Origin of the sequence: Streptomyces avidinii, assembly GCF_045161815.1 — a bacterium.
In the GTDB taxonomy this organism is placed as follows: Bacteria; Actinomycetota; Actinomycetes; order Streptomycetales; family Streptomycetaceae; genus Streptomyces; species Streptomyces avidinii.
In genome coordinates this window covers 3,291,998-3,317,063 of record NZ_CP108863.1, presented here as the reverse complement: position 1 = coordinate 3,317,063, position 25,066 = coordinate 3,291,998, and the positions used below count along the sequence as shown (strand labels likewise).

Below are 25,066 nucleotides of genomic sequence, written 5' to 3'. Positions count from 1 at the left end.
GCCGGACATCCCCCGGCGGGGAGTCCGGCCCTTCTCCGTGCGGGCCTGCGGGTCCTACAGACCCTGCCAGGACGGCTTGTTGGCGTAGGTGTGGCGGAAGTAGTCGGCCAGCTTCAGCTTCGAGGCGGCCGCCTCGTCCACCACCACGGTGGCGTGCCGGTGCAGTTGCAGCGCGGAGGCCGGCACCAGCGCGGACAGCGGGCCCTCGACGGTCTGCGCGATCGCCTCGGCCTTGCCCTCGCCGGTGGCCAGCAGGACCAGGTGGCGGGCGTCGAGGATGGTGCCGATGCCCTGGGTGATGACGTGGTGCGGCACCTGGTCCAGGTCGTTGTCGAAGAAGCGCGCGTTGTCCACGCGGGTCTGCTCGGTGAGCGTCTTGATCCGGGTGCGGGAGGCGAGCGACGAGCACGGCTCGTTGAAGCCGATGTGGCCGTCCGTTCCGATGCCCAGGAGCTGGAGGTCGACGCCGCCGGCCTCGGCCAGGGCACGGTCGTAGGCCTCGCACGCGCCGACGATGTCCTCGGCCGAGCCGTCGGGGCCCATGAAGGAGGCCTCGGACAGGCCCAGGGGCTCGACGACCTCGCGGAGCACGACCGCGCGGTAGGACTCGGGGTGCCCGGCCGGCAGGCCCACGTACTCGTCGAGCTGGCAGATCCGGGCCCTGGAGGCGTCGGCCCGGCCGGCCCGGACCTCGGCGGCGAGGGCTTCGTAGATGGGCAGCGGGGTAGAGCCGGTCGCCACACCGAGCAGGGCGTCGGGCTTGCGGCGCACCAGGGCGGCCATGGCCTCCGCGATGAGCTCGCCGCCTGCCTTGGCGTCCGGGACGATGACAACTTCCACGCGGGGCCTGCCGATCTGGAGTGGTGGTGTGGTATAGACCAATCTAGCAGAGGCCGGCGCGTCCGGCGGGGGTCTCGCCGTTATCCATCGTGGTCCGGATCCGGGCGTCCGGCCCGCCGGTGCCGCCGGGCCCGGAGCGTGGTGCCCCGGGCCCGGCTCCCGCGCTCAGAGCAGGGCCAGCCGGAGGCCTCCCGTCGCGTCCAGGTGCTGTCCGGTGACCCAGCGGGAGTCGGGGGAGGCCAGGAAGGCCACCACGTCGGCTACCTCCTGGGTCGTGCCCACGCGACGGAAGACGGAGCGGGCGGCCAGGTGTGCCCGGGTCGCCTCGTCCGCCAGGAGGTCGGCGTTGAGATCGGTCTCGGTGATGCCGGGGCCGACCGAGTTCACCGTGATCCCGCGCGGGGCCAGTTCGGCGGCCAGTGACCGGGTCAGTGCGTTCACCGCGCCCTTCGCCGTGACCGTGGCCAGGATGGCCGGCAGGGCGATGTGCGGGGTGCCGGTCACGTTCACGATCCGGCCCCCGTCCCGCAGCCGCTCCAGCCCGTACTTGATCACGAAGAACGGCGCCCTGGCGTTGAGCGCGTGGGCCCGGTCGTACGTCTCCTCGTCGGTCTCCCCGATTCCCGCGAAGGCCGCCGCCCCGGCGTTGTTGACCAGGATGTCCACGCCCTCGGTGTGCGCGGGATGGGCCCCGTACGCCGCCCAGAGGGCCTGTGCGTCACCGGGGACGCCGAGCTCCGCCCCGATGGCGAAGGCCCGTCCGCCGGCCGCCCCGATCGCCTCGACGGTCTCCTGTGCCGCCGCCGCGTTGCGTCCGTAGTGCACGGCGACCAGGGCCCCGTCCCGCGCCAGCCGCTCGGCCACCGCCCGCCCGATGCCCCGGCTGCCGCCGGTGACCAGTGCCGTCTTTCCCTTGAGCACGCCCATGACGCGCCCCCCTCCGGTAATTGCTAGTGGTCGCTACAGAAAGGAACGTATCAGATTCCCTAGCGACCGCTATAGAATCTCGGCATGGTGACCGGACAGCGCGGCAGACCCCGTTCCTTCGACCGCGACGCCGCCCTCGACAAGGCGATGCTCGCCTTCTGGGAGCGCGGCTACGAGGCGACCTCCATCGCCGACCTGACCGCCTCGCTCGGCATCAGCGCGCCCAGCCTCTACGCGGCCTTCGGTGACAAGCGCAAGCTCTTCGACGAGGTCGTGGTGGTCTACGGAGGCCGGTACGGGGACTTCGCGAGCGTGGCGCTCGCCGAGGAGCCCACCGCCGCGGCGGCCGTCGCCCGCATCCTGCGCGAGGCCGCCGAGGTCTACACCGACCCGGCCCACCCGCGGGGCTGCATGGTGATCAGCGCGGCGATCAACACCACCTCGGAGGAGGTGGCGCAGGCGCTGCGCGAGCGGCGCAACGCCAACCTGGAGATGTTCGAGAGCCGGATCCGGGCCGACATGGCCACGGGGACGCTGCCGGCGGACACGGACGCACGGGGGCTGGCCCGGTACGCGGGAGCGGTCATCCAGGGGATGTCGCAGCAGTCGCGCGACGGGGCGAGCAGGGAAGAACTGGAAGCGGTGGCGGAGCGGGCGCTGCTGGCCTGGCCGAAGGCCTAGTCGGCCGAGTCCGGATCAGGGGGCTTCCGCCCGGAATCCACTCCGGAATTGCGCGGAGGGGCGTTCCTCTGGGCCACGGTGCAGAACGGGACCCTCGACCCGCCCGGCACCGTAGCCCGGAGTACTTACGGCCGACAGGTGTGCGGTTCCCGACGGCCGGTGGAGGTGCCTGCGCGGTCAGGGCAGAGCGCGCGGCTTACCTCGATCCGTCCTCCTGTGCGGGGAGGGCGGAGGTTCTTGAATCAATTGTGGACTAGACCATTCTGTTCTGTCCATCCAATGACAGGGCCCGGAAACCCGTCACTTCCTCCAACAGTACGCGGCTCGCGCCCCGCTTGGATACTCCTGAGTACTGTCGTGGGCAAAGTCATGGCGCGTACCCGGGGTACGCTCGCAACGTGCCCTCCATGAACGACCTCGTACGCCAGCACACCGCTCTCGGTGAAACCGACCTGGAGTGGCTCCACCTGCTGGTCTCGGAGTGGCAACTGCTCTCCGACCTGTCCTTCGCCGACCTCGTGCTGTGGGTGCCCACCCTCGACGGCACGCGGTACGTCTCGGTCGCCCAGATGCGCCCGAACACCGGTCCCACCTCGTACCAGGACGACATGGTCGGCCACCTGGTGCCGCGCGGCCGCCGCCCGCTGCTGGACGCCGCGCTCGACGAGGGCCGGATCGTCCGCGAGGGCGACCCCGAGTGGCGCGAGGAGGTGCCGGTCCGCGTCGAGTCGATCCCCGTCCGCCGCGAGGGCCGGGTCCTGGGCGTGATCGCGCGCAACACCAATCTGCTCACTGTGCGTACACCGAGCCGGCTGGAGCTGACCTACCTCCAGTCCGCCTCCGACCTGGCCCAGATGATCGCGGCGGGTTCCTTCCCGTTCCCCGGCCAGCAGGTCGACATGGACGCCTCCCCGCGCGTCGGGGACGGCCTCATCCGGCTCGATGCCGAGGGCGTGGTCACCTACGCCTCGCCGAACGCGCTCTCCGCCTACCACCGGCTCGGCCTCGCCTCCGACCTCGTCGGTCAGCATCTGGGCAACACCACCGCCGAACTCGCACCCTCCCGCGGACCGGTGGACGAGGCCCTGGTCAAACTCGCCAGCGGGTGGGCCCCCCGGGAGACCGAGGTCGAGGGCAACAGCGGGGTCATCCAGCTGCGCACCATCCCGCTCAAGCCGAAGGGCACCCGGATCGGCTCCCTGGTGCTGTGCCGCGACGTCACGGAACTGCGTCGTCGCGAACGTGAATTGATCACCAAGGACGCGACCATCCGGGAGATCCACCACCGGGTGAAGAACAACCTCCAGACCGTGGCCGCGCTGTTGCGGCTCCAGTCCCGCCGGATGGATTCGGCGCAGGGCCGCGAGGCGCTCAACGAGGCGGTGCGCCGTGTCGGTTCGATCGCGATCGTGCACGAGACGCTGTCTCAGAACCTCGACGAGCGGGTCGAGTTCGACGAGATCGCCGACCGCGTCATCGCGATGGTCTCGGAGATCTCGCCGGGCAAGGTCGACTGCCGACGCACCGGCAGGTTCGGGATCCTGGACGCGGAGGTCGCCACTCCGCTGTCGATGGTGCTGACCGAGATCCTCCAGAACGCCCTGGAGCACGCCTTCACCCAGGGGGAGCGGGGCGCCGTGGAGGTGGCCGCGATCCGTTCCGGAACCGGTCGCACGGACGGCCGGCTGCTGATCACCGTGCTCGACGACGGCAGCGGTCTGCCCGAGGGATTCGATCCCCAGCGGGCCGGCAACCTCGGGCTGCAGATCGTACGGACCCTCGTGGAGGGGGAGCTCGGCGGCACCTTCGACATGCTCAGGGCCGAGCCGCGCGGCACCAAGGTCGTCCTCGACATCCCGTCCAGCCCGCAGAAGTAGCAGCCGATCCGTAACTCAGCGTGATGCTCTGCTGTGCGCCCCGCACAGCACTGAGCCCCGGACCGAATGATTCGGTCCGGGGCTCAAGAGCACGTTGCTGAGCGCTTGTTCGGTTACTACGCGCTGCGCGTCGAGGCTCGAAAGTCGTTTGTCAGGCGCTGGCGTTGCGCGCCCGGTTGCGAGCGGCGCGGCGCTTCATGGCGCGGCGCTCGTCCTCGCTGAGACCGCCCCAGACGCCGGAGTCCTGACCGGACTCGAGCGCCCACTGCAGGCACTGCTCCATAACGGGGCAACGGCGGCAGACGGCCTTGGCTTCCTCGATCTGCAGCAGCGCAGGACCGGTGTTGCCGATGGGGAAGAAGAGTTCCGGGTCTTCCTCACGACAAACGGCGTTGTGACGCCAGTCCATGGCTGCTCCATCTCCTTGTATTGCGGGCAAGTTGCTTGTGAATGTGAACGCTTTCACGAATCCCCCCGTGAGGGAAGCGCGACCGCCCGGTTTCACGCGGGTGATCAATCAGAGATTCGTGGAGGGGTTCTGGCGGTCTGTGTGGGTGCCGGGTGTTGCGGGCTGTCCCGATCGCCATGAAGAGATTCGCAAACCTCGGACGGGGATACAACCCCTTCCGGAAAGTTTTTTTTGATTCGTCGGTGTCGACTAGGTCACAGCCCTACATCGTGAGGGTGGACCGGCGTGTAAACGTTCGACTGAAAGGCCCTCGGGCCCTTCTACTCACACAATCACACGCAGTGCACGGCGTACGCCTGTGAACCGAACGCTGGTCCGCAGTCCGAGGTGATCGCCGTCCATCTGGAACGGGAGCGGAACCTTCGAATGCAAGGTGAAGTCGGTCAGATCGTGCAGAGACACCGCATGCTTGCCGTGTGGACCCCGCTCAGGAGTGGAGGTCAGGAGCTGTGTCGCGTACCGAGCGACCGCCGGAGTTGACAAACGGTTCAGTGCCAATACGTCAAGCGCAGTATCGAACGAAGCTTCGGGAGAGGCGTAAAGCGGACGATTCCCCAGATACGTCCACGGTGACGTATTGCACACTATCGACAGCACCAGATCGGTCACAGGGTCCGCGCCGGGGCGTTCCAGCGTGACCGTGCCGTGCCGCCGGTTGGGCTCCTCCCAGAACTGGCGCATCAGCTGTCGCACATACAGAGCGTGGGTCGAACGCTTGCCGCGCTCGCGCTGCTGCTCCACCCGGCCCACCACACCGGCGTCGAAGCCGAAGCCCGCGCAGAAGGTGAACCACCGGGCCGGGACCGACTCGTCCTCCGTGCCCGGGGTGCCGGCCGCCAGGCCCAGACCGACCGTCCGCTCGCGCTGCTCCCGCAGCGCGTCCAGGAGCGCGCCGGTCGCCTCGACCGCGTCGTTGGGCAGCCCCAGGGCGCGGGCGAACACATTGGTGGACCCACCGGGAACCACCGCCAGCCGGGGGAGGCGCTCCGGGTCGGGCCCGTTGTGCAGGAGCCCGTTCACCACCTCGTTGACCGTGCCGTCGCCGCCCAGTGCGACGACGAGGTCGAGCCCCTCGTGCGCGGCCTTGCGCCCCAGGTCCCGGGCGTGCCCGCGGTACTCGGTGGTGATCGCCTCCAGCTTCATCTCGCTGGCCAGGGCATGGGTCAGGACGTCGCGCGTGCGCGCACTGGTGGTCGTCGCTGCTGGGTTGGCCACGAGAAGTGCACGCATGAGCGCCAGACTACCCACCCCCTCGGATGCCGACCGTACTGCCCGTCCCCTCCGGGCCCGGGGCTGCGCCGCTACGCTGCTGGGGTGAGTCAGAAGCAGCCCGCGAATGCCCCCACCCCCGCCGCCGCCCCGCCCGCCGCGCTGCCCGGCCGGCTGACCGCGGCCGCCGCGCTCACCGCCCTGGAAGGCCTGGCGCTGGCCGGTCTCGGGCTCTACATGCTGTTCGTGGGGATCGCCGGTGACCCCGATTCCCCGCAGCAGGCCGAGACGGGCGGGATCACCCTGCTCGCACTCGCCGCGCTGCCGCTGATCGCGGCCCGGGGGCTGCGCCTGGGCCGGCGCTGGAGCCGCGGTCCGGCACTGATCACCCAGCTGATGGCGCTGCCGGTGGCCTGGACCCTCTACAGCACGGGCGGTGCGATGATCGCCGCCGCCGTGGCCCTGGCCCTGGCCGCGGTGGCCGTCGTAGCGCTCCTGGTGAACCCGACGGCGACCGAGGCTCTCGGTATCGGGCCCGGGGAACAGGCCCGATAACCGGTCGTCCGGTTCTTGGCCGGCCGCTCTGCTCGGCCGCCCGCTACTCCTCGACGAGGAGCTTGTCGCGGAGCTGGGCCAGGGTGCGGGCCAGCAGCCGGGAGACGTGCATCTGGGAGATGCCGACCTCCTGGGCGATCTGCGACTGGGTCATGTTGCCGAAGAAGCGAAGCAGCAGGATCCGCTTCTCCCGCGGGGGCAGGCCCTCCAGCAGCGGCTTGAGGGACTCGCGGTACTCGACGCCCTCCAGGGCCTCGTCCTCCGCACCCAGGGTGTCCGCGACCGCCGGCGACTCGTCGTCGGTGTCCGGGACGTCGAGGGAGAGCGTGCTGTAGGCATTGGCCGATTCCAGCCCCTCCAGCACCTCCTCCTCGGAGATCCCCAGCCGTTCGGCCAGTTCGTGCACCGTCGGGGAACGGCCGTGCTGCTGGGACAGTTCGGCCGTGGCCGTCGTCAGCGAGAGCCGCAGCTCCTGCAGACGACGCGGTACGCGCACCGCCCAGCCCTTGTCACGGAAGTGGCGCTTGATCTCGCCGACCACCGTGGGCGTGGCGTACGTGGAGAACTCGACCCCGCGGTCCGGGTCGAACCGGTCCACCGACTTGATCAGGCCGATCGTCGCGACCTGGGTCAGGTCGTCCAGCGGCTCACCGCGGTTGCGGAAGCGCCGCGCCAGGTGTTCCACCAGCGGCAGGTGCATCCGTACCAGCCGGTTGCGCAGCTCCGCCTTCTCCACCGACCCGTCGGGCAGTGCCCGCAGTTCGATGAACAGGGCCCGCGCGCCACTGCGGTCGCGTGGATCCGGCAGCGCGTGCGACACCGGGAGCACCGGCGCCGCCGGTACCACCGGTGCCAGTTCCGGGGCCGTGGCAGCGGCCTCGGTCGGCTGGGATGGTTGTGGTTGTTCCTGCTGGTTCTCGCTCATAGGGCCCGCCCGTCGCTCCGCCGAGTCCAAAAAGCCGTCTTCCGCATCCGCGTCAGCCGGGTGCGGTCGGGCGTGCTGCTGCTCCGGGATGCCGCCGTCGACCTCGTGCCGTACCCGGGGCCGATCCCCGCCCCGTACCGGGATCTCCCCGCCGCTCACGCCGGGCCTGGTCCCGCGCCGCGCTGTTTGTAGAGGCTGATGCTCACCGTCCGGTTCTCCTCGACCGTGGCCTCGACCTTGCCGGCCAGCGCCGACAGGACGGTCCACGCGAACGTGTCACGCTCCGGTGCGCGCCCGTCGGTGGTCGGTGCCGAGACGGTCACCTCCAGCGAATCGTCGATCAGCCGGAACACGCAGCTGAGGACGGAGCCCGGCACGGCCTGCTGGAGCAGGATCGCGCAGGCCTCGTCCACCGCGATGCGGAGGTCCTCGATCTCGTCGAGGGTGAAGTCCAAACGTGCCGCGAGACCGGCCGTGGCCGTCCGCAGCACCGACAGGTAGGCACCCGCAGCGGGCAGCCGGACTTCCACGAAGTCCTGAGTCCCGGGCTCGCCTGCGATCTGGGACACCCTCACCTCCAAGGTGGTACGAGCTCTGTTCGCCGGTGACGCTATCGCGATCCGGGCGATCGTGTCGCGGCACCCCTCTTGGTGCCCGCTTCGTGCACCCCGCCTGCGAGCCAGTGACTGATGGTAAGCCCATGGGTACGCACAGTGGCTAGGGGTCTGCGGGGCCCAAATCAGGGGAACCGGCGGAGGGTTGAACTACCCCGCTTCAGACGATCGAACCGTCGACAAAACACCAGCGCCAGGTCTCACCCGGTTCGAAGCTGCGCATCACCGGATGCCCCGTCTCCCGGTGGTGCGCCGTGGCGTGCCGGTGGGGCGAGGAATCACAGCAGGCCACGTGCCCGCATCCCAGGCACATCCGCAGCTGTACGGGGTGGCTGCCGAGTGCCAGGCACTCGGAGCAGGTGTCGTGGGAGGGCACCGGTTCGGGACGCGGCAGTTCGGCAACGTGGGTGCACTCGCTCATCGCATTCTCCTTGTACCGGAACCCCGGCCTTCAGTCTCGGGGCGAACCGCGCGCACGGGCCGGAGCTGCGATGCAGCGGAGTGTCGATGCGTCACGCTTTGACCGGAGCTCGATCTCGTACAGAATACGTTCCCGCCGTGCGAGTCATGAGGATCTCCTCGGTCAAGCCCGCGCGTTCGGGGCGATCGGCCGACGATTGAGGTGGATCTTCGATGGAGGTATTGCCGCTGGTGGCGCTGATCGCCGGCAGCGCGGCCGTCGCGGGGCTGGCCCGCCGGACCCCGGTGCCCGCGCCCCTGTTGCTGGTCGCCGCCGGCCTGCTGGCCGGGTACGTGCCGGGGGTGCCCGCGTACGCACTCGACCCGCACATCGTGCTGCCGCTGCTGCTCCCGCCGCTGCTGTACACGGCCGCCGTGGACAGCTCGTACCTGGACCTGCGCGCGAACATCCGGCCCATCGCGATGCTCTCGGTGGGCTACGTGCTCTTCGCGACGCTCGCCGTCGGGTACGCGACGTACCTGCTGGTGCCGGGGCTCTCCGTGCCGGTGGCCCTGGTGCTGGGTGCGGTGATCGCCCCGCCGGACGCCGTCGCCGCCACCGCGATCGCCCGCAAGCTGCGGCTGCCGAACCGCATCACGACCATCCTGCAGGGCGAGTCCCTGGTCAACGACGCGACCGCGATCACCGCCTACAAGGTGGCGCTGGCCGCGGCCGTCGGGGTGAGCGCAGGCTGGGCGGGCGGCATCGCGGAGTTCCTGCTGGCCTCGGTCGGCGGGATCGGCGTCGGCCTGCTGCTGATGGTGCCGATCCACCACCTGCGCACGCGGCTGAAGGAGCCGCTGCTCCAGAACACCCTCTCGCTGCTGATCCCCTTCGTGGCGTACGCGGCCGCGGAGCGGGTGCACGCCTCCGGGGTGCTGGCCGTGGTCGTCGTCGCGCTGTACCTCGGCCACCGCAACTGGCAGGTCGACTTCGCCACCCGGCTCCAGGAGGAGGCGGTGTGGAAGGTGGTCGCCTTCGTGCTGGAGTCGGTGGTCTTCGCGCTGATCGGGCTCCAGCTGCCGGTGGTCCTGGGCGGACTGGGGGAGTACGACGGCATGCACGCGGCCACGTACGCGGTCGCCGTGTTCCTCGCGGTGGTGGTGGCCCGGTTCCTGTGGGTGTTCCCGGCGACCTTCGTGCCGCGCTGGCTGTCGCCGCGGATCCGGGACCGGGAGCCGGAGACCGACTGGAAGGCCCCGGTGATCGTGGGATGGGCCGGGATGCGCGGCGTGGTCTCGCTGGCCATCGCCTTCTCCGTGCCCATGTCGGTGCCGCACCGGAACCTGATCCTCTTCCTGACCTTCACCACGGTCATCGGGACGCTGGTGGTGCAGGGGTTGACGCTGCCGCCGCTGATCCGGGCGCTGAACCTGCCGCCGAAGGACGTGCAGGCCGAGACCCTGGCCGAGGCACAGGCACAGAGCGAGGCCTCGCGGGCGGCGGAGGAACGGCTGGCGGAGCTGCTGGAGGAACCGGAGAACAGCACGCTGCCGCCGCCGCTGGCGGACCGGCTGCGGACTGTCCTGGAGCGGCGGCGCAACGCGGTGTGGGAGCGGCTCGGCGAGGTCAACCCGGAGACGGGGGAGTCGGCGGACGACATCTACCGGCGCCTCGCGCGGGAGATGATCGCGGCCGAGCGGGAGGTCTTCGTGACGCTGCGGGACCAGCGGCGGATCGACGACGAGATGCTGCGGGCGCTGCTGCGCCGCCTGGACCTGGAGGAGGCCGCGGCCTACCGCGAGGAGGGCTGAGACCTACCGCGAGGAGGGCTGGGGCCGAGGGCCGGGGCGGCAAGCCGCCCGCTACGGCCGGCCCGTGACGACCGCGGCGAGGGTCGTGCCGGGCGGGAAGGCGCCGGACGCGGTGAGTTCGGTCAGGGCCCAGAGCAGCTTGGCCACGTAGATCCGCTCGACCGGCAGGCCGTGGCGGGACCCGAAGTCGGCGGCGAAGGCCTCCAGCGCGGCCGGGACCCGGGCGTAGCCGCCGTGGTGGAAGTCCTCGGCCAGACTCCAGTCGCCGGCCGGACCCCCGAAGGCGGCCGCCTGGAGGGAACGTATCTCCGCGGCCAGGAAGCCGCCCGCCAGGACCGGAACGCCGAGCGCCCGCTGCCCGGGGCCCAGCCCGGCCGCGAGGCCCGCCAGGGTGCCGCCGGTGCCGCAGGCCACCGCCACCACGTCGGCGGCGCCGCGCAGTTCCCGGCCCAGCTCGGCGCAGCCGCCCAGGGCGAGCGCGTTGCTGCCGCCCTCGGGGACGACGTACGCACCGCCCGCGCCCGCCGCGTCCACCAGCCGTGCCAGCAGATGCGGCTCGGCCTTGCGGCGGTACTCCGACCGGGACACGAAGTGCAGCCGCATGCCGTCCGCGGCGCACCGGGCCAGGGAGTCGTTGAGGGGCCGCCCGGCCAGCTCGTCCCCCCGTACGATGCCGACCGTCCGCAGCCCGAGCAGCCGCCCGGCGGCGGCGGTGGCCCGCAGGTGGTTCGAGTACGCCCCGCCGAAGGTGACCAGCTGATCGTGACCGCCCTCCAGGGCGGCCCGGAGATTGGGCGCGAGCTTGCGCCACTTGTTGCCGGGCAACTCGGGATGCACGAGGTCGTCCCGCTTCAGCAGCAGCCGCACGCCGTACCGCTCGAACCTGTCGTCCGCCGCCTCGACGAGCGAAGACGGCGGGCGTGGCAGCAGTTCGGAATGGGTCACCAGGCCATTGTCCCTGGTGGGGGCCCGATTACTTCAGGCGCTCGCCGATGCGGGCGCGCATGGCGTCCATCGTGAAGCCCCTGGGGTCGACCTTGCCCGGCTGCCATTCGCGGTGGCCGATCACCGAGCGGGACGTCCAGCGGTGGACCCGGCACAGGGCCGCCGCGGCACGGGCGATGGCGTCGAGCTGGACCGCCGGCCAGGGGTCCTCGCCGTCGCCGAGGTTCTCGCACTCGAAGCCGTAGAAGTGGCGGTTGCCGTCGGTGTCCGTCTCGTTGTCCGGCGGGAGCCGCTTCTCCGCGATCACCGCCGCGAGGACGTCGGAGTCGCCGGCGCCCGCGTGGTTGGTGCGGCCGTAGCCGACGAGGTGGACGCGACCGTCCTTGGCGATCACGCCGTGACACAGGGGGCCGGGCAGGGCGCTGTGGCCCTCGCGGCAGAGCTCGACGGTGCGGGCGGTGCCGCGGGTGACGGTGTGGTGGATCATCACCCCGTGGACCGGCCCCCAGGGGCCCTTGTGGTTGCGGTTGTGGGTCCGCCAGGCGCCGACTTCGACGACGGTCAGACCCTCGTTCCGCAGTGCGTTGATGAAACGGTCCGCGGACATGGGTGCGGCCATGGCCGCCTCCTTCGTTGCGGTGCGCGACGACACCCTCTGTGCTCGTCTCGTCACCCTACGGTTTAGTGGAGGCGGCCCTTCCGCGCTAGTGCTTTCGTACGGCGAGCGAGCCGATCCGGCCAGGTGTCAGACCGATGCGAGCCACAGGTCCGGGCCGAAGACCTCGTAGTGGATGTCGGCGGCCGGCAGCCCCTTGGCGATCAGCTGCTCGCGAACCGCCCGCATGAAGGGGAGCGGCCCGCACAGGTAGGCCCGGGTGCCCGGGGCGACGGCGACGGCCGAGAGGTCCATGAGGCCCTCGCCGTCGCCCGGCTCCGCCGCCTCCTCGTACCAGAACCGGGCCGAGGCGTCCGGCAGCTTGTGCGTCAGCGCCCGGTGGTCGCTGCGCAGCGGGTGGTCGGCGGGGGAGCGGTCGGCGTGCAGCACGGTCACCGAAGCGGTGTGCCCGGTGTCGGCCAGGTGCTCCAGCATCGACAGCATCGGGGTGCAGCCGATGCCGGCCGAGGCGAGCAGGACCGGGGCGGCCGAGTCCGCCAGGACCAGGTCGCCGTACGGGGCCGAGACCCGCAGCGTGTCGCCGGTACGGACCCGGGCGTGCAGGTGGTTGGAGACCTCGCCGTCCGGGCCCGCGGCGGCCGGGCCGTGGACCCGCTTGACGGTGATCGCGCGGACCGCGGAGCCGGGCGAGGTGATGAGGCTGTACTGGCGGATCTGGCGGGCGCCGTCCGGGAGTTCGACCTGGACCGAGACGTACTGGCCGGGCCGGTGCGCGGGTGCGGGGGCGCCGTCCGCGGGGGCGATCCGGAAGGTCGTGCAGTCCGCCGTCTCCGCCACCCGGTCGGTGACGGTCCACTCGCGCCACACGTCACCGGCGACGACCCGCTGCTCGGCGTAGAGGCGCTCCTCGATGGCGATCAGGGCGTTCGCCATCAGCCAGTAGACCTCGTCCCAGGCCCGGGCGACCTCGGGGGTGACGGCCTCGCCGAGGACCTCGGCGATCGCCTCGAACAGGTGCCGGTGGACGACCGCGTACTGCTCGCGGGTCACGCCGAGGCTGGCGTGCTTGTGGGCGATGCGGTTCAGCATCACGTCGGGGCGGGTGTCCGGGTGGGCGAGGAGGTGGGTGGCGAAGGCGGCGATCGAGCCGGCGAGGGCCTGCTTCTGGAGGCCGGCGTTCTGGTTGCCCCGGTTGAAGAGGTCGCGGATCAGCGCCGGGTGGGCCGCGAAGAGCTTGGTGTAGAAGAGCTCGGCTATCTCTCCGATCGCCCCTCCGACGGCGGGCAGGGTGGCTCGTACGGTCGCGCTCGACGTCTCGGACAGCATGGGGAACTCCTCGCGTGATGGGCCTGTGAGCGTGGGGGATTGAATTTGCATCTGAGATGCGTATTTTTGATCGCAGAAGGACCGCCGTGGTGCGGACTTCTGTTCGGACTCGTGCCGGACCGGTTCGCCCGGGCGGCGGTAACCGGCCATCCGGACCGAGGGTCAGGGGCTGCTGCCCGTCCCGGTCGGCGCCCTGCTCGAAATGCCCAGCAGGAGCGGCCCGGTCGGCGACGCCACCAGGTCGTTCACCGTCAGCGGGTCCAGCGCGGCGTAGAAGGCCTCCTGGGCCCGGCGCAGTGCGCCGCGCAGGACGCAGGCCCCGCGCAGCGGGCAGGGGGTGGTGCCTTCGCAGTCCACGACGTCCCCCTCGCCCTCCAGTTCGCGCACCACGGAGCCGACCGGTGCGGCCCGCCCGGCGGCGGTCAGGGCGAGCCCGCCGCCGCGGCCGCGCCGCGCCTCGACCAGGCCGAGGTGCTGGAGCCTCGCGACCACTTTGGCCGTGTGCGTGTAGGGGACCTCCATGGTCGCCGCCACGTCGCGGGTGGTCGGGAGGTCCGTTTCCTCGATGGCCAGGCGCATCAGGACGCGCAGTGCCAGGTCGGTGAATCGGGTCAGCCGCATGGGGCCACCGTAGAGAAATATGCATCCTTAATGCAAGTTAGGTCGCCCAGGGTGTCCCGCTTGGCCGAAATCGATGGGTCGCGTGGGGCCTGAGGGGCTCGTGGGGAAGGAGTGCGACCCCAAAGAGTGCCCCGCACCCGGACGGAGTAGTCCCACCCTTTTGTGTAATGGTCCGATCACGTTCCGTACTGAAAGGCTGCACCCGCAGATCCATGGAGTGATCGAAAGGGAAAGACATGTCGGTCCAGGCAGGTTCCGAGTCCGAGGCCCAGACACCGCAGCGAAGTCTTGGGACGACGGCCGCACGGAACTTGGCAACCACGACCAAGTCCGCGCCGCAGATGCAGGAGATCACCTCGCGGTGGCTCCTGAAGATGCTCCCGTGGGTGTCGGTGCAGGGCGGTACGTACCGCGTCAACCGCAGGCTGAGCTACTCGGTCGGCAACGGCGTCGTGGAGTTCATCAAGACCGGCACCCAGGTCCAGGTGATCCCGGCCGAGCTCGGTGAGCTCCCGCTGCTGCGCGACTACGAGGACCTCGACGTCCTCGGCGAACTCGCCCAGCGCTGCCGGCAGGTCGAATTCGAGGCCGGACAGGAGCTCACCTCCTTCGGCAGCCCCGCCGACCAGGTCTTCCTGCTCGCCCACGGCCGTATCGACCAGATCGGCCCCGGCCCCTACGGCGAGGACGCCGTCCTGGGGACCGTCGCCGACGGCGCGTACTTCGGCGACGAATCCCTCGTCGATGAAGAATCGATTTGGGAGTACACCGCCCGCGCCGCCACCTCCGGCACCGCGCTGACCCTGTCCCGGCAGGACTTCCAGCTCCTCGCCGACCGGGTCGAATCGCTGCGCGCGCACGTGGAGAACGTACGGAGCCGGCCCGACCGGCAGACCAACAAGTACGGCGAGGCCGCGATCGAGCTCTCCGCCGGCCACCGGGGCGAGGCCGTCCTCCCCGGCACCTTCGTCGACTACGAGGCCCGGCCGCGCGAGTACGAACTCTCCATTGCACAAACGGTCCTGCGCGTCCACAGCCGCGTCGCCGACCTCTACAACCACCCGATGAACCAGACCGAGCAGCAGTTGAGGCTCACGGTCGAGGCGCTGCGCGAGCGCCAGGAGCACGAGATGCTCAACAACCGCGACTTCGGCCTGCTCCACAACGCCGACTACGACCAGCGCATCCAGCCCCACGACGGCGCGCCCAGCCCCGACGACATGGACCAGCTGCTCAGCATGCGGCGCGGCTCCAAGCTGTTCCTGGCACACCCCAAGGCGATCGCCGCCTTCGGCCGCGAGTGCAACAAGCGCGGGATCTACCCCGAGTCGGTGGACATCGGCGGCAACCGGGTGCCGGCCTGGCGCGGGGTGCCGATCTTCCCGAGCAACAAGATCCCGATCAGCGACGCCCGCACCACGTCCATCCTCTGCATGCGCACCGGCGAGGACGAGCAGGGCGTGATCGGGCTCCACCAGCCGGGCATCCCCGACGAGATCGAGCCGAGCCTGTCGGTCCGCTTCATGGGCATCAGCGAGCAGGCGATCATCTCGTACCTGGTCACCGCCTACTTCTCGGCCGCGGTGCTGGTGCCGGATGCGCTCGGCGTGTTGGAGAATGTCGAGATCGGCCGTTGGCGCTGACCCCGGTGAACACCATCGCGACCGGTGAGGGCCAGGACGCCGCAGCCCTCCTGGACCGGACGAGAGAAGCGGTCGACCCGCAGCTGCGCCGTACCGTCGAGAGTCTGCCGGGCTCGATGCGGCGCGTGGCGATGTACCACTTCGGCTGGGAGCACGAGGACGGCAGCCCCGCCGCGGGCGGCGCCGGGAAGGCCATCCGGCCGGCCCTGGTGCTGGCATCGGCGCAGGCCCTGCGCGGTCCGGGTGCCGGGCCGGCCGACGAGGCCGTGCGGGCGGCGGCCGCCGTGGAGCTGGCGCACAACTTCACGCTGCTGCACGACGACATCATCGACAAGGACGTCCGGCGGCGCGGCCGGGCCACGGCCTGGACCGTCTTCGGGACGCCGGACGCCATCATCACGGGCGACGCGATGATGGCGCTCTCGCTGCGGCTGCTCGCGGAGGATCCGCATCCGGCCGCGGCGGCGGCCTCGGCCCGGCTCGCCGCCTGCGTCATCGAGCTGTGCGCGGGCCAGCAGGCGGACTGCGCGTTCGAGCGGCGCGGGGACGTCTCGCTCGACGAGTGCCTGGCCATGGCCACCGCCAAGACCGGGGCACTACTGGGCTGCGCGTGCGCGCTGGGCGCCCTGTACGCGGGGGCCGGGCCCGACGAGGTCGATGCCATGGACGCGTTCGGTCGGGAGGCCGGGCTGGCCTTCCAGCTGATCGACGACCTGATCGGCATCTGGGGGGACCCGGGGCACACCGGCAAGCCCGCCGGGGCCGACCTGATCGCCCGCAAGAAGTCCCTCCCGGTCGTGGCCGCCCTCACCTCGGACACCGCGGCGGGGAAGGAGCTGGCCGCGCTGTACGCCGGCCCCATGACCGGGGACGACGTACGCAGGGCGGCCGACGCGGTGGACCGGGCCGGCGGGCGGGACTGGGCGCAGGCCGAGGCCGCGGACCGGATGGGGCGGGCGGTACAGCAGCTGTCCCGGGCCGTGCCGGACCTCGGGGCGGCGGGCGGGCTGCTGGCCCTCGCGGAGTTCGTGACGCGCCGCACGAGGTGAGCCCGAGGGGCGCTCCACGGGCCCGAGGCCCGTTCCGGTACCGCATGGTGCCGGAACGGGCCTTACCGCATGTCCGCGCCAACTCTAGGATCGCTCACGGTTGTTGACACGTGAGTGAAGGGTGTGACCCATGGCGGCGCTGGAGATACGACAGGCGGATCAGTCGGACCGGGACGCGGTGGCGCGGCTGCTCGACGAGTCCTTCCGGACCGACCCGGTGAGCAGCTGGGTCTTCCCGGACCCGGAGCACCGCGCCGCGGTGCACGGGAAGTTCCTCGGCGTCTTCGTGGACGTGGCGCTGGAGGAGGGCCGGATCGACTACGCCGCGGACGGTTCGGCGGCCGCGCTCTGGCTGCGGATCCCGGCGGCCGACCCGGAGGGGGAGCCCGTCGAGGACGAGGTCCCGGCGCGGATGCGGGCCGTGGCGGACCCGGACAACGAGCGGTGCGAGCTGGTGGGGCGCCTCACGGGCGCGGTGCACCCGACGGCGGAGGAGCACGAGTACCTGCTGATGATCGCGGTCGCCCCGGACCGGCAGGGTCAGGGGCTGGGGAGCGAGTTGATGCGGCCGGTGCTGGAGCGCTGCGACCGCGAGGGGGTGCCGGCGTACCTGGAGGCGAGCAGTGAGCGCAGCAAGGAGCTGTACGAGCGGCTCGGCTGGGAGTACACGGGGGAGGCGGTGCAGCTCCCCGAGGGCCCGCTGATGTGGCCGATGTGGCGCAAACCGCGCGGCTGAGGGCGACGCCGGGCCCGCCCGGGGGAGCCGGGGAGGGGCCTGGAGGTTGTCCGGGAGGGGCTGGTGAGGTGCCGGTGAGGCGGCGGTGAGGCAGCGGTGAGGCGGATGGGAAACGGAGAGGCGCGGGGCCTTGCGTAACCACTGCACCTGAAGTACTTTATGCGACGTGCCCCGGTGCGGTGGCACTGTCCAGCGAAAGAGAATCGCTTGCGCAAGCTCACGTACTTCATCGCCACCTCCGTCGACGGGTTCATCGGTGCCCCGAACGGTGACGGCGATTTCTTCTACAGCCACCTCGACGCGGAGTTCGTCGGATTCCTCGCGGCCGAATACCCCGAGACGATCTCGGCCCAGGGGCGCGTCCACCTCGGGATCGCCGATGCCGCCCCCAAGCACTTCGACGCGGTGATCATGGGGCGGCACACCTACGAGCCGGGCCTCAAGCAGGGCATGACCAGCCCCTACGGTCACCTGCCCGAGCAGTACGTCGCCTCACGCTCCCTCGCCGCCCCGCCGGACCCGCAGGTCCGGCTGATCAGTGGCGACCTGGCGGCCGAGGTCCGCGAGCTCAAGGCCAGGGACGGCCTCGGCATCTGGCTCTGCGGCGGTGCGGACCTCGCCACCCAGCTGATCGACGAGATCGACGAGATCATCGTCAAGACCTACCCGGTCTTCGCGGGCACCGGCATGCCGATGTCGCGCGCCGGCTTCGGAGTGCGCCCCCTGGAGCTCACCGGGGTCAGGACCTTCGGCGGCGGCCAGGTCGTCAGCACCTACACCGTCCGCGAGCGCTGACCCGCCGAACGCGCAGAACCGGCCTACCTTGGAGGTATGGCCGGTGAACAGCAGCATCACGCGCACGAAACGGTGGCCCCGCAGGCCGGGCACGAACAGCAGTCGTGCCCGGCGTGCGGACGCCGCGTCGACACAGTGGTCAGGCGGCGCAAGTCCCTCGGGATCTTCATTCCGGTGTGGGGCCGGGGTCCCTGCCGGAACCCCGACTGCCCTGACTACGCGGACCCCGAGGAGCGGTGACTCAGCCCTTGGTGGCGAGATCCTTCGCGCCCAGGCCCGAGGCGAAGCCGTTGGCCCAGAGCTGGTTGACCCGTGTCCGCTCGGCGGAGTTCGGGGTCGCGTTCGTGCACGAGGTGCCCGGGCCGCCACCCGACATCAGCTCGCTGCACGGGCCCGAGTAGTGGTCCGGCAGACCCAGCACGTGGCCGGTCTCGTGCGCGGTCACCCGGGTGGAGTTGTACTGCTGGTTCTGGCGGTAGTCGAGGAAGATGTAGCCCCGGCCGTGCCCGTCCGTGCTCGCGTACGAGCCGCGTGAGTCGTTGCCCTCCCGGTAGGAGAAGTTCCCGCCCGAGGACACCTCCTGCAGCTTGACGTTGGACACCGAGCTGTTCCAGATCTGCGTGGAGCGGGCTATCTGGGTGCGGAAGCTGGGGGCGCTGCGGGTGTTGTACGTGACGGTCACGGCCAGGGCGCCGGGGTTCGCGGCGCGCTGCTCGGCGACCGAGCGCTGCACGGCCTCGAAGAACGCGCGGTTGGCGGCCGCGTTCTCCGGCGAACCCTCGTACGCGGCGTAGCTCACGGCGCTGCCGACGGGGGCGGGCGCGGCGGTGGCGGTGGGGACGACACCAAGGGTGGCGGCGAGGCCGAGGCCGACGGTCGTGGCCAGCATGGCCTTACGGGAGTGGCGCATGTGGGGGAGCTCCTACTCGTCCGGTGCGGTGGGGGGTGGTCTTTCGGTACCGGAGTCTGCGGGAGCGGAAGTGCCCGGCGGATGATGTCAGTCCCCGATAGCGCGGGCCTATCGGGAAGATTTCGGAAGCCCAACTAGCGTGAGAATGGCGGGATTCGGGGGGCTATCGGTGGCTGGTGCGGTCCGTAGGGACCGGCCTACCCTCAGGGCATGGAGCTTGAGGTCAGGCACCTGCGCGCCCTGTGCGCCATCGCCGACGCCGGAAGCCTGCACAAGGCCGCCCGGCAACTCGGCGTGAGCCAGCCCTCCCTGACGACTCAGCTGCGCCGCATCGAACGGGCCCTCGACGGCGAGCTGTTCCTGCGCGAGCGCACCGGCTGCCGCCCCACCCCCTTCGGCCGGACCGTCCTGGGCCGGGCCCGTCCGCTGCTCGCCGAGATGGCCGCGCTGGTCGCGGAGGCCCGCGAACTGGCCCACGCCTCAAGGCTGCGCATCGGTTCCACCGCCAGCAGCGCGCTGCCGGGCTGGCTGCGCAGGATCCACCGCCGGCTGCCGGACACCGAGACCTCGCTGGTGGTGGACGTCTCCGCCAACGCGCTGCTCAGGATGGTCGCCGCGGGGCAGCTGGACGTGGCGTTCGTGCACGAGGTGGAGGGCAGCCCGCTGCGGGTGCCGCCCGGGCTGCAGATGCACGTACTGATGGAGCGGGAACCGCAGTTCGTGTCGATGTCCCGGGACCATCCGGCCGCCGGGCAGGCGGTGGTCTCCTTAGGGGACCTCGCCGCCGACCGCTGGATGGTGGACCCCTCGGTCGACGGCGAGTGGGACGGGCTGCGCCGGGTCTTCGCCGGGGCCGGGCTCGACCCGCCGGTCCTGCACGCCGACTACCACACGGCGACCTCGCTGATCATCTCCGGCGAGGCGGTCGCGCCCTGCCAGCCGACCTCCGGGCCGCGCGAGGACATGGCGATCCGGCCACTGTGCGGGGACCCCCTCGCCGTGCGCCTGCTGCTGGCGACCCGGCCCGGCGCGCACGCCGAGGTCTACGAGGACCTGCGCGCGGCCTATCGCGAGGCCGCCCTGCGGACGCCCCCGTACCGGGCCTGGCTCCACCACCACGCGAGCCCGCTGCTGGAGGTGGCGTAGCGGCGGATTCCCCCGGTCAGCGCCGCGCGCGGGCCCGGTCGTAGGCGAGGGTCGCGGCCCCCTGCGCCAGCAGGACCGCGCCCGCCGTCGCCCAGCCCGGGCTGCGGCGGTGGGCGGCCCAGGCCAGCAGGGGTGCGCCCGCCGTGAGCTGGGCCGCGCCCAGCAGCCGGGCCCTGGGGCCGCGGACCCACGGGCCCAGCGGGCCCCCCTCCACCGCGTCGAGTTCGGCCCGCACCGCGTCGCGCCAGCCCGACCACTCCACCGTCTCGACCCCGGTGGCCACCCGGGCCGCGCCCCGAAGCCGGTCGGCCGGTTCGCCCGGCGCCAGCCCGGGCGGCAGGGCCAGCCCGGCGCGGGTCAGCAGCGCGACCAGGGCGAGCAGCCGGCCCTCCCCGTCGAGGGCCGGGTCCGCATCGGCGCGGGTGAGGCGTTCCAGTTCCGCCAGGTCGAGGACCGGGTCCAGGCCGAGCCGCGCCGACAGGGCCCGCATCGCACCGGGCTCGCCGGCCGGGCGCCCGGCCGCGTCCCACCCGTAGGCGGCGGTGCGCCGGAACCCGCTCGACAGGGCGAAGCCGGTCCGGCCGTCCTCCCACCACAGGCCGAGCACGGGCCAGTCGGTGCCGATCGCGAGGGCCGAGCCCCAGCCGGCGACGACCTCCGCCACCGTCTCCGGGCCGTCCCGCCAGGGCTTCTCCTCGGGAACGAGCACGCTCCACCCGCCCGCCGGGGCGAGCAGCAGGCGGACGCGCAACAGGTGGGCCGCAGGGCGGACGGCCAGAGGTTCGGCGCGGCAGAGCAGCAGCCCGCCGGTCACGGTCCGGGATATTGACATGCCCACACAATAGAGCAAAACACCCCAAACGGCGGGGTTTCGGGAGGGCGCTTGACTTCCCCCGACCGCGATATATCGTGTTAACGGAAGACGCGATATGTTGCGTGCGTCGAGTCCGGTCCGTGTACGCACGAGGAGGATCAGCACCATGGCAGAGCAGTCGCCCGAGTCGCCCCAGCCGTCGCCGGCGCCGTCGACGTGGCACTTCGCCGAACCGCGGAAGCTCACCTTCGAGGAGCCGGTGACCGAGCTCCGCGTCCGTGTCGTGAGCGGCACCGTCAATGTGGTCGCCGCCGAGGAGGGGCAAGCCCGCCTGGAGGTGACCGAGGTCGACGGACCGCCCCTGTACGTCGTGCAGGACGGCGGCACGCTGACCGTCTCCTACGAGGACGCGCCCTGGAACGGCTCCCACGGACTCAAGGAATGGTTCGAGTCCAAGCCCTGGAAGGCCTGGTCCGGCTCGTTCTCCGGCCGCAAGGCCTGGGAGCGCAGCGCCGCGATCACCCTCACCGTCCCCGCCGGCACCCATGTCCGCGTGGCCGCCGTCGACGCCGTCTCCTTCGTCTCCGGAATCTCCGGAGGCACCGACGTCAACGGGGTCTCCGGCGACGCCACGCTGGTCGGCCTGTCCGGCCGGGTCAAGGCGCACACCGTCTCCGGCAGCGTCGAGGCCCAGTCCGTCACCGGCGAGTTCGGCTTCCACTCGGTGTCCGGAAGCCTGACCGTCGTCGACGGCGCCGACGTGAAGGTACGGGCCGACTCGGTCAGCGGCGACATGCTGATCGACCTGGACCCCGGCCCGGAGGACGCCGGTCCCGTGGACATCGCGCTGAACTCCGTCTCCGGCCAGGTCGCGATCCGCCTCCCGCACCCCGCCGACGCGCGCGTGGAGGCCAACACCGCCACCGGCCGCGTCTCCAACGCCTTCGAGGACCTGCGGGTCTCCGGCCAGATGGGCGCCAAGCGCATCACCGGAACCCTCGGCTCCGGCGCGGGCACCCTGCGGGCGACCACGGTCTCCGGCTCGATCGCACTGCTGCGCCGCCCGCAGGCCGAGGCCGACACCCCCGCCGCCCCCCTCGCGCTCGACAAGAAGGTGCTCTGACATGCCGCCCGTCTTCGCCCACGGCCGCCTCCGCCTGTACCTCCTCAAGCTGCTGGACGAGGCCCCGCGCCACGGGTACGAGGTGATCCGCCTGCTGGAGGAGCGCTTCCAGGGCCTGTACGCGCCCTCCGCCGGCACCGTGTACCCGCGGCTGGCGAAGCTGGAGGCCGAGGGCCTGGTCACGCACGCCACCGAGGGCGGGCGCAAGGTGTACTCCATCACCGAGGCGGGTCGCGCCGAGTTGGCCGACCGGGGCGGTGAACTCGCCGACCTGGAGCTGGAGATCCGCGACTCGGTCACCGAACTGGCCGCCGAGATCCGCAGCGAGGTCCGGGGCGCGGCCGGTGACCTGCGGCGCGAGATGCGGGAGGCGGCCTCCGCGTCGGCGACGCGGACGGCCGAGGAGGAGTCCTGGCAGACCGCCAAGGAGGAGCTGCGCAAGGCGCGGCAGGAGTGGAAGGAACAGGCGCGCCGGGCGAAGGACGAGAGCCGCCGCGCCCGCGAGGAGGCGCAGCAGGCCCGCCGCCAGGCCAAGGAGGCGCAGGAGCGGGCCCGTGAGGAGGTCCAGCGGATAGCGGTCCAGCTGCAGGAGCAGTTCGCCAGGTCCGGCGGCGTGCTGGGCAGCCTGGCCGGCGCCTGGCTCGGTGGCGGTACGCCGACCACGGCTCCGGGGGCGGCCGGTGCGGGTGGCGGTGCGGGTAGGGGTGGCGGTGCGGCGGCGAAGGCGGCGGACGCCTGGGCGGATGCGGCGGCGGACGCGGACGCGGACCGGGCTTCGGACTGGGCCGCGGACCTGACGGCCACCGGTGACCCGGCCCGTGACCTGGACCGGCTGCTCGACCGCTTCCGCGACGAGGTGCGCGACGCGGCCCGGGACCGCGGGGTGACCGCGGCCCAGGTGGCCGAGGCCCGCCGGCACCTCGAGGCGGCTTCCCGGCGGCTGGGAACCACGTTCGGGGCCAGGTCGTAACCCGCCCGCGGCACCGCTGCCGGGGCGCCGCCCCGGACCCCGCGCCTCGAACGCCGGCGGGGCTGGGAGTGGGGCGCTGCCCCGGCCCTGCGCCTCGAACGCCGGCGGGGCTGGAAGAGTGTGGCCCGGCGGGGCTGGGAGTGCGGCGCCGTTCCGGGCCCCGCGCCTCGAACGACGGCGGGGGCTGACGGAGGGCGGCGGGGCTCGGGTGGGGGTGGTCAGGCTGCCAGGGTGGTTTCGGCCGTGCGGTAGGTGATGCCGTGGTCCGTCAGGACCTCAGAGACCGTGCCGGGGCGGGAGAGCAGCGCCAGCAGCAAGTGCAGGGTGCCGATGTGGTTGTCCTTCCGGCCCAGGGCGATGCGCAGCGACTGCTCCAGCACCTTCTTCGCCCCGGCGGTGAAGGGGACGTGCCGGCTGCCGGTGCGGTCGTCGGCGTCCTCGCGCCCGAGGACGGAGCGGAGCGAGGAGCCCAGGGTCCGCCTGCGCGGCGCCGCGGCCGCGAGCGCGCCCTCGCCGTGGGTCTCCTCGATGCGGGAGACGATCTCGGTGACGTCGATACCGAGTCCGGCCAGCGCCTCCTCGTCCGCCCTGGACATGCCGCCCCGGCGGCGGGCCGCCGTGAGATCGGCGGCCACCGCCGCGCGGTCCACCCCGAGGGGGTCCAGGGTGCCCAGGGCCAGCAGGGACAGCAACAGGTGTTCCTCGGTGACGGTGGCGGCGCCGCTCCGGCGGGCCTCGGTCACCGCCCCGGTCACGGTCGACCGGGCCTCGCGGGTGAAGCGTTCGAACATCAGAGCCTCCCGTACTTCTTGTGCACGGCCTGCCGGCTGACGCCGAGCTCGGCCGCGATCTCCTGCCAGGACCACCCCTGCGCGCGGGCGCTGCGTACCTGTACGGCCTCCAGCTGCTCCAGCAGCCTGCGGAGGGCGGACACGGCACGCAGGCCCACGCGCGGGTCACGGTCACCGGCCCGCTCGGCGAGATCAGTGGCTTCGGTCATGCATGTCAATGTAGGTTGACGCGGGAGGTTCGTCAACCCCGGTTGACATCAGGGGTTCACGGGGTGAGGACGATCTTTCCGAAGAGGTCGCCCGACGCGAGCTTCTCGAAGCCCTCCCGCGCCCGGTCCAGCGGCAGCACCTCGTCGATGACCGGCCGCAGCCCGGTGGTCGCGCAGAAGGCGAGGAGGTCCTCCAGCTCGTCCTTCGAGCCCATCGTGGAACCGACCACCTTCAGCTCCAGGAAGAAGATCCGCGTCAGCTCGGCGTGCGCCGGGCGGTCGCCGCTCGTGGCACCGGAGATCACCAGGGTGCCGCCGGGGCGCAGGGACTTCACCGAGTGGGACCAGGTGGCGGCGCCCACCGTCTCGATCACCGCGTCCACCCGCTGCGGCAGCCGCGCGCCCGGCTCGTACGCCTCCACCGCACCCAGCTCCACGGCCCGCTTGCGCTTGGCCTCGTCCCGGCTCGTGGCGAAGACGCGCAGGCCGGCCGCCTTGCCCAGGGCGATCGCGGCGGTCGCGACACCGCCGCCGGCGCCCTGTACCAGGACGGAGTCCCCGGGACGGACCCCGGCATTGGTGAACAGCATCCGGTACGCCGTCAGCCAGGCCGTCGGAAGGCAGGCGGCCTCCTCGAAGCTCAGCTCGGCGGGCTTGCGCAGCACGTTCCAGGCGGGGACGGTCACCTGCTCGGCGAAGGTCCCCTGGTAGCGCTCGGTCAGGATCGAGCGGGGCTCGTCCGGGCCGACCCCGTGGCCGCTCTGGCCGATCACGGAGTGCAGGACGACCTCGTTGCCGTCCTGGTCGATCCCGGCGGCGTCGCAGCCGAGGATCATCGGGAGTCTTTCCTCGCCGAGGCCGACCCCGCGCAGCGACCACAGGTCGTGGTGGTTGAGGGAGGCGGCCTTGACGTTCACGGTCACCCAGCCGGGCCGGGCCTCGGGAGCCGGGCGGTCGCCCAGCTCAAGGCCGTTCAGCGGCTGGTCACGGTCGATTCGGGCGGCGTAGGCAGCGAACATGCGGCGACGCTACCGCTCGGTAGCCCCGGCATCCACCCCCGT

27 protein-coding genes are annotated in these 25,066 nt (G+C 71.9%); 11 read left to right on the top strand and 16 right to left on the bottom strand.

What is annotated here, in order from left to right; genetic code table 11:
• Nucleotides 1–54 precede the first annotated feature (54 nt).
• Entirely contained in the window at nt 55–840 is a 786-nt protein-coding gene (gene nagB, locus OG373_RS14340; RefSeq protein WP_405438626.1) for a glucosamine-6-phosphate deaminase, read from the bottom strand.
• A 165-nt stretch (nt 841–1,005) separates the two neighbouring features.
• A complete protein-coding gene (locus tag OG373_RS14335; protein WP_397729148.1) occupies nt 1,006–1,767 on the bottom strand; it encodes an SDR family oxidoreductase in 762 nt (253 codons plus the stop codon).
• 84 nt (nt 1,768–1,851) lie between these two features.
• On the opposite strand from OG373_RS14335, the gene OG373_RS14330 reads away from it, so the two are divergent.
• Nucleotides 1,852–2,448 carry a TetR/AcrR family transcriptional regulator gene (locus OG373_RS14330; RefSeq protein ID WP_405438624.1) on the top strand — a complete coding sequence of 199 codons (597 nt, stop codon included), beginning with the start codon at nt 1,852–1,854 and terminating at the stop codon, nt 2,446–2,448.
• A gap of 407 nt (nt 2,449–2,855) precedes the next feature.
• Complete coding sequence (locus OG373_RS14325; protein ID WP_405444055.1) at nt 2,856–4,325, top strand: PAS domain-containing sensor histidine kinase; 1,470 nt, start codon at nt 2,856–2,858, stop codon at nt 4,323–4,325.
• A 151-nt stretch (nt 4,326–4,476) separates the two neighbouring features.
• Here the strand turns inward: OG373_RS14325 and OG373_RS14320 are convergent, their stop codons facing one another.
• The gene (locus OG373_RS14320; RefSeq protein ID WP_003953983.1) at nt 4,477–4,734 is read right to left on the bottom strand and encodes a WhiB family transcriptional regulator; all 258 of its coding nucleotides are present in this window, start codon (nt 4,732–4,734) and stop codon (nt 4,477–4,479) included.
• 324 nt (nt 4,735–5,058) lie between these two features.
• Complete coding sequence (locus tag OG373_RS14315) at nt 5,059–6,024, bottom strand: diacylglycerol/lipid kinase family protein (RefSeq protein WP_397729146.1); 966 nt, start codon at nt 6,022–6,024, stop codon at nt 5,059–5,061.
• Between the two features lie 84 nt (nt 6,025–6,108).
• On the opposite strand from OG373_RS14315, the gene OG373_RS14310 reads away from it, so the two are divergent.
• Entirely contained in the window at nt 6,109–6,558 is a 450-nt protein-coding gene (locus OG373_RS14310; RefSeq protein ID WP_405438622.1) for a hypothetical protein, read from the top strand.
• Nucleotides 6,559–6,601: 43 nt separating this feature from the next.
• On the opposite strand, the gene OG373_RS14305 is transcribed toward OG373_RS14310, so the two are convergent.
• From OG373_RS14305 to OG373_RS14295, 3 genes are all read right to left on the bottom strand, one after another.
• On the bottom strand, nt 6,602–7,642 hold the full coding sequence (locus OG373_RS14305; RefSeq protein WP_397729144.1) for an RNA polymerase sigma factor SigF: 1,041 nt from the start codon (nt 7,640–7,642) through the stop codon (nt 6,602–6,604).
• Entirely contained in the window at nt 7,639–8,052 is a 414-nt protein-coding gene (locus OG373_RS14300; RefSeq protein ID WP_030012703.1) for an anti-sigma regulatory factor, read from the bottom strand. The genes OG373_RS14305 and OG373_RS14300 overlap by 4 nt, the downstream gene beginning before the upstream one ends.
• 205 nt (nt 8,053–8,257) lie before the next feature.
• Nucleotides 8,258–8,518, bottom strand: coding sequence for a UBP-type zinc finger domain-containing protein (locus OG373_RS14295; protein ID WP_030385976.1), 261 nt, complete (start codon nt 8,516–8,518; stop codon nt 8,258–8,260).
• 212 nt (nt 8,519–8,730) lie between these two features.
• Here OG373_RS14295 and OG373_RS14290 point away from each other — a divergent pair, with 212 nt between their 5' ends.
• Complete coding sequence (locus tag OG373_RS14290; RefSeq protein WP_405438620.1) at nt 8,731–10,311, top strand: Na+/H+ antiporter; 1,581 nt, start codon at nt 8,731–8,733, stop codon at nt 10,309–10,311.
• Between the two features lie 51 nt (nt 10,312–10,362).
• Here OG373_RS14290 and OG373_RS14285 read toward each other — a convergent pair whose 3' ends face one another.
• The 4 genes from OG373_RS14285 to OG373_RS14270 form a co-directional block, all read right to left on the bottom strand.
• Nucleotides 10,363–11,256, bottom strand: coding sequence for a 1-aminocyclopropane-1-carboxylate deaminase/D-cysteine desulfhydrase (locus OG373_RS14285; RefSeq protein ID WP_405438618.1), 894 nt, complete (start codon nt 11,254–11,256; stop codon nt 10,363–10,365).
• A 28-nt stretch (nt 11,257–11,284) separates the two neighbouring features.
• Nucleotides 11,285–11,875: an N-acetylmuramoyl-L-alanine amidase gene (locus tag OG373_RS14280; protein ID WP_397729141.1), complete on the bottom strand. Its 591-nt coding sequence runs from the start codon at nt 11,873–11,875 to the stop codon at nt 11,285–11,287.
• A 126-nt stretch (nt 11,876–12,001) separates the two neighbouring features.
• Nucleotides 12,002–13,198 (bottom strand): globin domain-containing protein, encoded by a 1,197-nt coding sequence (locus OG373_RS14275; protein WP_405438616.1) that lies wholly within the window; start codon nt 13,196–13,198, stop codon nt 12,002–12,004.
• Between the two features lie 162 nt (nt 13,199–13,360).
• Nucleotides 13,361–13,819, bottom strand: coding sequence for an RrF2 family transcriptional regulator (locus OG373_RS14270; RefSeq protein ID WP_405438614.1), 459 nt, complete (start codon nt 13,817–13,819; stop codon nt 13,361–13,363).
• A gap of 236 nt (nt 13,820–14,055) precedes the next feature.
• Between OG373_RS14270 and OG373_RS14265 the strand changes: the two genes are divergently transcribed.
• The 4 genes from OG373_RS14265 to OG373_RS14250 all read left to right on the top strand — a co-directional run bounded on the left by OG373_RS14265 (nt 14,056) and on the right by OG373_RS14250 (nt 18,042).
• Nucleotides 14,056–15,462 (top strand): family 2B encapsulin nanocompartment shell protein, encoded by a 1,407-nt coding sequence (locus OG373_RS14265; protein ID WP_397729138.1) that lies wholly within the window; start codon nt 14,056–14,058, stop codon nt 15,460–15,462.
• 5 nt (nt 15,463–15,467) lie between these two features.
• Complete coding sequence (locus OG373_RS14260; protein WP_405438612.1) at nt 15,468–16,511, top strand: family 2 encapsulin nanocompartment cargo protein polyprenyl transferase; 1,044 nt, start codon at nt 15,468–15,470, stop codon at nt 16,509–16,511.
• Nucleotides 16,512–16,641: 130 nt separating this feature from the next.
• Nucleotides 16,642–17,247, top strand: a complete 606-nt coding sequence (locus OG373_RS14255; protein ID WP_405438610.1) for a GNAT family N-acetyltransferase — start codon at nt 16,642–16,644, stop codon at nt 17,245–17,247.
• A 207-nt stretch (nt 17,248–17,454) separates the two neighbouring features.
• A complete protein-coding gene (locus OG373_RS14250) occupies nt 17,455–18,042 on the top strand; it encodes a dihydrofolate reductase family protein (protein ID WP_405438608.1) in 588 nt (195 codons plus the stop codon).
• Nucleotides 18,043–18,283: 241 nt separating this feature from the next.
• Here the strand turns inward: OG373_RS14250 and snpA are convergent, their stop codons facing one another.
• Nucleotides 18,284–18,952, bottom strand: coding sequence for a snapalysin (gene snpA / locus OG373_RS14245; RefSeq protein WP_189972298.1), 669 nt, complete (start codon nt 18,950–18,952; stop codon nt 18,284–18,286).
• A 210-nt stretch (nt 18,953–19,162) separates the two neighbouring features.
• Here snpA and OG373_RS14240 point away from each other — a divergent pair, with 210 nt between their 5' ends.
• Nucleotides 19,163–20,098 (top strand): LysR family transcriptional regulator, encoded by a 936-nt coding sequence (locus tag OG373_RS14240; protein ID WP_405438606.1) that lies wholly within the window; start codon nt 19,163–19,165, stop codon nt 20,096–20,098.
• A 16-nt stretch (nt 20,099–20,114) separates the two neighbouring features.
• On the opposite strand, the gene OG373_RS14235 is transcribed toward OG373_RS14240, so the two are convergent.
• The gene (locus tag OG373_RS14235; protein WP_405438604.1) at nt 20,115–20,930 is read right to left on the bottom strand and encodes a hypothetical protein; all 816 of its coding nucleotides are present in this window, start codon (nt 20,928–20,930) and stop codon (nt 20,115–20,117) included.
• Nucleotides 20,931–21,078: 148 nt separating this feature from the next.
• Between OG373_RS14235 and OG373_RS14230 the strand changes: the two genes are divergently transcribed.
• Both OG373_RS14230 and OG373_RS14225 read left to right on the top strand, forming a co-directional pair.
• Nucleotides 21,079–22,035, top strand: a complete 957-nt coding sequence (locus tag OG373_RS14230; protein ID WP_405438602.1) for a DUF4097 family beta strand repeat-containing protein — start codon at nt 21,079–21,081, stop codon at nt 22,033–22,035.
• Nucleotide 22,036: 1 nt separating this feature from the next.
• Nucleotides 22,037–23,005, top strand: a complete 969-nt coding sequence (locus OG373_RS14225) for a helix-turn-helix transcriptional regulator (protein WP_405438600.1) — start codon at nt 22,037–22,039, stop codon at nt 23,003–23,005.
• A gap of 218 nt (nt 23,006–23,223) precedes the next feature.
• Here the strand turns inward: OG373_RS14225 and OG373_RS14220 are convergent, their stop codons facing one another.
• The 3 genes from OG373_RS14220 to OG373_RS14210 are packed head-to-tail and all read right to left on the bottom strand — an operon-like array spanning nt 23,224 to nt 25,024.
• Nucleotides 23,224–23,796 (bottom strand): Clp protease N-terminal domain-containing protein, encoded by a 573-nt coding sequence (locus OG373_RS14220; RefSeq protein ID WP_405438598.1) that lies wholly within the window; start codon nt 23,794–23,796, stop codon nt 23,224–23,226.
• Nucleotides 23,796–24,005, bottom strand: a complete 210-nt coding sequence (locus tag OG373_RS14215) for a helix-turn-helix domain-containing protein (protein WP_030385998.1) — start codon at nt 24,003–24,005, stop codon at nt 23,796–23,798. The genes OG373_RS14220 and OG373_RS14215 overlap by 1 nt, the downstream gene beginning before the upstream one ends.
• A gap of 56 nt (nt 24,006–24,061) precedes the next feature.
• Nucleotides 24,062–25,024: a zinc-binding dehydrogenase gene (locus OG373_RS14210; protein WP_030385999.1), complete on the bottom strand. Its 963-nt coding sequence runs from the start codon at nt 25,022–25,024 to the stop codon at nt 24,062–24,064.
• Nucleotides 25,025–25,066: the final 42 nt, after the last annotated feature.